At 53.8% G+C, this 6,736-nt stretch carries 3 protein-coding genes and 1 tRNA gene; 3 read left to right on the forward strand and 1 reads right to left on the reverse strand.

Going from position 1 to position 6,736, the window contains the following annotated elements; genetic code table 11:
• Nucleotides 1-253, reverse strand: a 253-nt coding sequence (locus ABX962_RS26005; protein ID WP_372723717.1) for a hypothetical protein, incomplete at its 3' end; no start/stop codon positions are given.
• A gap of 147 nt (nucleotides 254-400) precedes the next feature.
• On the opposite strand from ABX962_RS26005, the gene ABX962_RS26010 reads away from it, so the two are divergent.
• The 3 genes from ABX962_RS26010 to ABX962_RS26020 all read left to right on the forward strand — a co-directional run bounded on the left by ABX962_RS26010 (nucleotide 401) and on the right by ABX962_RS26020 (nucleotide 5,514).
• Nucleotides 401-3,574, forward strand: a complete 3,174-nt coding sequence (locus ABX962_RS26010; protein ID WP_372723719.1) for a DUF1553 domain-containing protein — start codon at nucleotides 401-403, stop codon at nucleotides 3,572-3,574.
• A gap of 29 nt (nucleotides 3,575-3,603) precedes the next feature.
• The gene (locus ABX962_RS26015; RefSeq protein ID WP_372723721.1) at nucleotides 3,604-5,052 is read left to right on the forward strand and encodes a DUF1501 domain-containing protein; all 1,449 of its coding nucleotides are present in this window, start codon (nucleotides 3,604-3,606) and stop codon (nucleotides 5,050-5,052) included.
• A gap of 388 nt (nucleotides 5,053-5,440) precedes the next feature.
• Nucleotides 5,441-5,514: transfer RNA gene (locus tag ABX962_RS26020), tRNA-Ile, on the forward strand.
• The last annotated feature ends 1,222 nt before the right edge of the window (nucleotides 5,515-6,736 follow it).

Here is a 6,736-nt window from a genome sequence, read left to right on the forward strand (position 1 = left end):
GCAATCTCTTCGCCGCAATGCGAACATTGGTAGTAAGATGGAGGTAGGGAAATAAAAAGAAGCGGGCTGCAGCGTTCACGCGGGGAATTGGAAGAAGCCGGCAAAAAGATGGGTGGCAAAAAAATCGGAAAGCAGAAACCTGGAGCTTCATCTTTTTGCCCTCCATGTTTTTGCCGCCTTTTGCTTCGATTGCGTGACGCTCCACGAACGACGAACAAACGGGACAGAGCATTTTGTCAGGTCTGGAAAACACTGCGAAACTCACTCGCGGGAAAATGGAGTACACTAATCCGATTGAACCTACCCACCTCCATTGGATGCATTCCGGTTGCCATCTAGCAAATGCAATCTGCAATGGGAACCATCCGCTCCACCTGAACATCATCCTTCGGTCCCGCCCATGGTGTTACCTGCTCAACGTCTCGCCTCCTGTTTCATCACAGCGTTGATTTTCTTCGCGCCCGTTTCGTACGCAGATGACAAAAAGCCTGCTGGCGAAATTGCGGTTAACTTCGATCGCGACGTGCGTCCAATTCTGTCGAACCATTGTTTCACATGTCATGGACCCGACGACCAACAACTCCAAGCTGGCTTGAGGATGGATCAAGCCGAATCGGTGTTCGGACCGGGTGAGTCCGGTCGTCCCGCGGTTGTGCCGGGCAAACCAGACGATAGCGAGATGCTGCGACGCGTATTTGCCAGCGATGACGAGCAGATGCCTCCCGCCGACGAAGGAAAACCATTATCGGAACCGCAAAAAGAAATTCTTACTCGCTGGGTCAAGCAAGGTGCCAAGTGGTCGAATCACTGGTCCTTCGAACCCGTGCGGCAACCAGCAGTCCCGCAAGACGATCTGGCCAATGGGAAAATCCATAATGCCATTGATGCGTTCGTTCTTCGAAAACTGAAATCAGTCGGACTCGATCAAGCACCCCAGGAATCGAAAGAACGATTGATTCGGCGAGTTTCGCTCGATTTGACGGGACTGCCGCCAGGAATCGCAGAGGTCGATGCGTTTATCAACGATGATAGCGCTAACGCGTTTGAAAAAGTGGTCGATCGGTTATTGGCCAGTCAACATTTTGGGGAACGCTTGGCGGTGCCCTGGTTGGACCTTGCGCGGTATGGAGATACCAGTGGATACCACAACGACTCGCTACGAGACATGTGGTTGTGGCGTGAGCGAGTGATCAACGCATTCAATGAAAACTTGCCCTTTGATCAGTTTACGAATGAGCAATTGGCGGGCGACTTGATTCCCGACGCTTCCATCGACCAACAAATCGCCAGCGGTTTTCATCGTAATGTGATGACCAGCGACGAAGGTGGGTTGATCGACTCGGAGTATCGCAACTTGTACGTTGTCGACCGCGTTGCAACGACTGGCGTCACATGGTTAGGAATGACGGTGGCTTGTGCGCAGTGTCACGATCATAAATACGATCCGATCACGCAAGCCGACTTTTACCGTCTGTACGCGTTCTTCAACAATGTCCCCGAGAACGGCAAGGACGGCGTTCGCGATCGCAATCCGAAACCGTTTCTGCGAGTTCCTTCCAGCGAAGATACCGAGCGACTGGCAAAGTTCGACATGGACATCGCATCCGCCGAATCGAACTTGGCAAAACTCAACGAAGGACTTGCCCAGCAGAAGTCTGCCTGGGAGAAAGATTTCACCGAGACAGAAATCCGTTCGTCGATGCCCTCGGCTGATGCATTGTTTTCGCTCGACGAACAAGGCGATGGCCAATCACTCAATGCTACTGGACCGCTGACGGCAACCGCGAAAGGCGACATCAAATTTGTCGACGGAGCGGTAGGTAAGTGTTTCGAGACGACAGGCAACGCCTCATTTGAGTACGGGCAACAGTTCAATTTTACCCGTGACCAGGCGTTTAGCGTCGCAGCTTATTTGTCAGTGACCAAAGCGGGTGGAGCTCCACTTGGAAAAATGGACGATGGCAACGGGGCGAGAGGCTGGGACATCGAATTCCATGGCTTGCGGCCCAGCTTTCATCTGATTCACAAATGGAATGGCGATGCGATCCATGTACAAGCCGACGACGACTTTCAAGAAAACAAGTTTACGCACTTCGTGGTGACATACGACGGTTCAGGGAAAGCCGCTGGTCTAAAGATGTATGTCAACGGACAGCAAGCTAAGTTGACCGTAAAGATCGACGCGTTAAAGGGCGAGATCACGACCGACGTGCCGTTTTGTATTGGACGTCGCGGTCCCGGTGGAACTCCGTTCAAAGGGTTGATCGACGATGTGCGAATTTACAGCCGCGAACTTTCGGGTGCTGAAGTCGCTTCGCTAAATGCCGCCGAGGCACAGGCGATTGCGAAGCTGCCAGCGGACCAACGTTCGGAGCAGCAGAAAAAATCGTTGGATCAGTATTTTCAGCAAACGCAGGTTCCACAGTTGGCTGAACTGCAAACGTTGATCAGCACGCAACGCAAGGCCAAACAAGATTTTGAAACGGCGATTCCCAATACGATGGTGATGTCCGAAATGGACAAGCCCCGAGAAACATTTATTAAAGTGCGAGGGAATTACGACGAAGACGGCGAGGCCGTGAATGCTGCGGTGCCCGCGTTCTTGCCGCAGATAGCGAATCAAGAAAACAAACGACTCAACCGACTCGATTTGGCCAAGTGGCTGACGTCGCGCGACCATCCGCTGACTTCGCGTGTTGCCGTGAACCGTTGGTGGGCAATGTTGTTCGGAACGGGGATTGTGAAGACGGTGAATGATTTCGGTTCCCAAGGCGAACGCCCCAGTCACCCTGAGTTGCTGGACTGGATGGCAGCCGATTTCATGAGCGACTGGGACACCAAACGCGCGATCAAGCAAATGGTCATGAGTGCGACTTACTGTCAATCGGCACAGGTTTCGCCCGAGCTGTTGGAGCGAGATTCCGAAAATCGTTTGCTTGCCCACGGGCCACGCCAACGATTGGAAGCCGAGTTCTTGCGAGACAACGCGTTGGCGATCGCGGGTGTGCTGAATCCGAAAATCGGCGGCAAGAGTATCAAGCCGGCCCAGCCAGCAGGAACTTGGGAAATCAACGAGATGAGCGGTTACAGTTACGACAAATCAACGGGAGACGATCTCTACCGTCGCGGACTGTATGTTTACTGGCGACGTTCCACGGTGTATCCCTCTTTCGTGACGCTCGATGCACCGACGCGAGAGTTCTGTGTGGCTCAGCGTGCCAAGACGAGCACGCCGCTGCAGGCCTTGGTATTGATGAATGATCCGGTTTTTGTCGAAGCCGCGCGTGCACTGGCCCAGCGAATTCTTGCCCAACCGGAATTGGATCCACGACAACGTATCGAGTTTGCTTGGCGATTGGCGTTGGCACGCACGCCGACTGAGACCGAGACGTCGATTCTGATCCGCACGCTCGACCAACAACTGGCAACCTATCAAGCGGACCCCGATGCGGCCAGCAAGTTGGTTGCCGTGGGCGATCTAGCAAGACCGGAATCCTTGGATGTCGTGCAACTGGCCGCATGGACGGCACTGAGCAATGTGATCCTGAATTTGAATGAAACTCTTTCGAATTAGCGAATAAACGAATTATAGAAATGCTTTCCATGCATCAACACAATGATTTCTCTTTGCAACGACGTCGCTTTTTGCAAAACAGCACGACGGGCATGGGAGCCTGGGCGTTGGCTTCGCTTTTAAACAAGACGAATGCGTCGGGCGGTTCGGCCGGCGATGCGAACACTGCTGTCGCGGGGGCGATGGGGCAGTTGCATTTTGCACCCAAAGCGAAACGAATTATCTATTTGTTCATGTCGGGCGCGCCTTCGCAATTGGATTTGTTCGATCCCAAACCGACGTTGACCGAAATGACGGGCAAGGATTTGCCCGATAGCGTTCGCAAAGGCCAACGCATTACGACGATGACCAGCGGACAAAAGAACCTGCTCTGTGTCGGTTCACCATTCAAGTTTGCTAAGCATGGTAACGTCGGCATGGACATTTCCGAGCTATTGCCAAACCTGACGCGGATCGCCGACGAGTGCACGTTCGTTCGTACGCTCAACACCGATCCGATTAACCACGATCCCGCCGTTACCTTTTTCGCAACCGGCAACCAACAACCCGGTCGGCCCGTGATGGGAGCTTGGTTGGCTTATGGTTTGGGGGGTGACAATGCGGACTTGCCCGCGTTCGTGGTGCTGACCAGCGGCGGTGGTGGTCAAACGTTGCAAACGCGTTATTGGGGAAGTGGTTTTCTGCCTTCGCAGTACGGTGGTGTGCAATTTCGCAATGCGGGAGACCCCGTGTTGTTCGTTTCGAACCCGCCCGGTGTGAACGCCCAATCACGCCGGCAATTGCTCGATGCGACGAACGAATTGAACTCGCTGGCGTTGAGCAATCTAGGTGACCCGGCAATTTCGGCGCAGATTGAAAACTACGAGTTGGCATTTCGGATGCAGTCCAGTGTGCCGGAGTTGACGGATTTGTCGCAAGAGTCGCAGGAGACCTTGGATTTGTACGGCGCGACGCCTGGTAAACCTTCGTTCGCAAACAATTGCTTGTTAGCCCGACGTTTGGCCGAACGGGGTGTTCGCTTTATCCAGCTTTGTCATCGCGACTGGGATCACCACGGTGGTTTGCCAAGTGGATTGGCGACCAAATGCAAAGAAACCGACCAAGGAGCGACGGCCTTGGTGTTGGATTTAAAACGCCGAGGCTTACTGGACGACACGCTTGTGATCTGGGGCGGTGAGTTTGGACGCACTGCCTACAGCCAAGGAGCAATCAAACCGGACAACTTTGGTCGCGACCATCATCCGCGTTGTTTTACGATGTGGATGGCGGGCGGTGGAATGCGTCAAGGTTACATTCACGGAGAGACCGACGAATTCGGTTACAACATCACCAGGGACCCTGTTCACGTCCACGATCTGCACGCGACGTTGCTGCATCAATTAGGAGTCGACCATAAACGGCTAACCTACCGCCACGAAGGCCGCGACTACCGTTTGACGGACGTGTCCGGAAATGTAATCCAAGACTTGCTCAGCTAACATCGTCATTTGTTTGCGTGACATTAACTCAGCTTATCGCCACTCTCGATAATGATACAGCCTTTATTCAACAACGGTGTCCACGGCAGAGATGACAATCGCTTGCATTGTACATGTGCTAGCTGCTGATGTGCCGATTGACGTCGAAGGCACGGATCGTTTTGCCGAATGACCCGTTGCGTCGCTTTAGGTTTGCGTCGGCTGAATGAACGCTAACAGCTCGGAGAGCGGAGCGACACTCGCCAGGACGAACGGCGGGATGTGACGGTTTGCGAGGGCAAAATCGAAAATACCGAACGTTCGGGACGGGAAAAGTGTCATTTTTCTTATAGGCGAAAACCACCTAGTGCGACACGAAGGGAGAGTATGTTAAACTCTGCGGCACACCGGGGGTGTAGCTCAGTCGGTTAGAGCAGGGAACTCATAATTCCTTGGTCGCGGGTTCGAGTCCTGCCACCCCTACTTCTTGTATTCGGGCACCATTGGCCAGCGATCCCGGCTTGTCCCGGCGCTGGGCATTGGATCATGCTGGGCGTGAGAACCGGAAAATGGTGCAACCGAGACATTGGCACCAAGAACCGCAAGACGACGATTTCTGTCGTCAAAACCTTCCACGTGAACCGCTTGCGGACAACGTGTTTCTGGTGACCCATCGAGCCAGAGTGGTGCCGCGGCCTCCTGTCCCCCCAGTCGCAACGCGACGAAATGCGATAGCCACGGACGTGAGTCCGTGGAACAACACGCACCTCGCCCCGGATAGTCGCAACGCGACGGCAGGAGATCCCACGTTGGTTTGGTTCGCCCCGGAGGGACCATCGCAGCTTGTTTCGGCCGCAGACGCTATTTCACGTTTCCAAACGGTTGGCCCGAGAATCACGCGAATGAACGCGAATGGGCGTTTGTACGAAAGCCGCGATAGCGGCGAAAGCATTTAGCCCCATGCGTAAGCATGGGGTTTCGAACGCCATCACACCACTAAGCCGCGTCAGCGGCGGCAGCGATCGCTGTCAACATGCGATGTGATGGCAGGGGGTAATCGCCGTGACTCGCACCGGAGAGGGGGTGGAAGGTTAAAAAATGGACGGATAAAAAATGAAAACGACGCGAGCGATCGCACCCAACTATGAAACGCCATGGCAGGCTCATTTTTCTGTCGCACCAATTTTTCTGTCTACCGATCGGCCGAGCGACGACCGAACGAAATTGTTGGTGAAGCACACGAGGCATCGATCCATCGATTCTGGGGCCGATTTGTTCCCGCATGGCGAAACTGTTCATGCCGCAAGTGAGGACAGAAAGATTGGTGCGACAGAAAGATTGAAAGATGGCGAATCAAATGGCTGGCTTTCTGCACTGCGATTGTTATCTGCTTCTCGGACGTGAATCCGGACGGTATTGGCGTCGCAGCACCAAACTTGCGAGGCGACGGTAGCTGCACTCCAGGCAACCAGGGGTTGGGCAGGAAGATGGAGAGGGCAGGAAAATAGGAAAGCCAAAATGCGGATGTTGTCTATTCCAGGATCGTCGTCTTGCGCCTGAGTAGAAGCGAAAGGTTAAAAAATGACCGGTTAAAAAATGAAGAAGACACGAGTGTTCAGGTCCAACTGCGAAGCGCCGTGGCTGTCTCATTTTTCTGTCGCACCAATCTTTCTGTCTATCGATCGTCCGAGCAATCGTCGAACCA

Source organism: Novipirellula sp., assembly GCF_041583735.1.
Taxonomy (GTDB): domain Bacteria; phylum Planctomycetota; class Planctomycetia; order Pirellulales; family Pirellulaceae; genus Novipirellula.

Excerpts from the sequence above, each read along its gene's own strand:
- ABX962_RS26015 (WP_372723721.1), top strand. The coding sequence starts at position 3,604 with ATGCATCAACACAATGATTTCTCTTTGCAACGACGTCGCTTTTTGCAA.
- ABX962_RS26010 (WP_372723719.1), top strand. The coding sequence starts at position 401 with ATGGTGTTACCTGCTCAACGTCTCGCCTCCTGTTTCATCACAGCGTTG.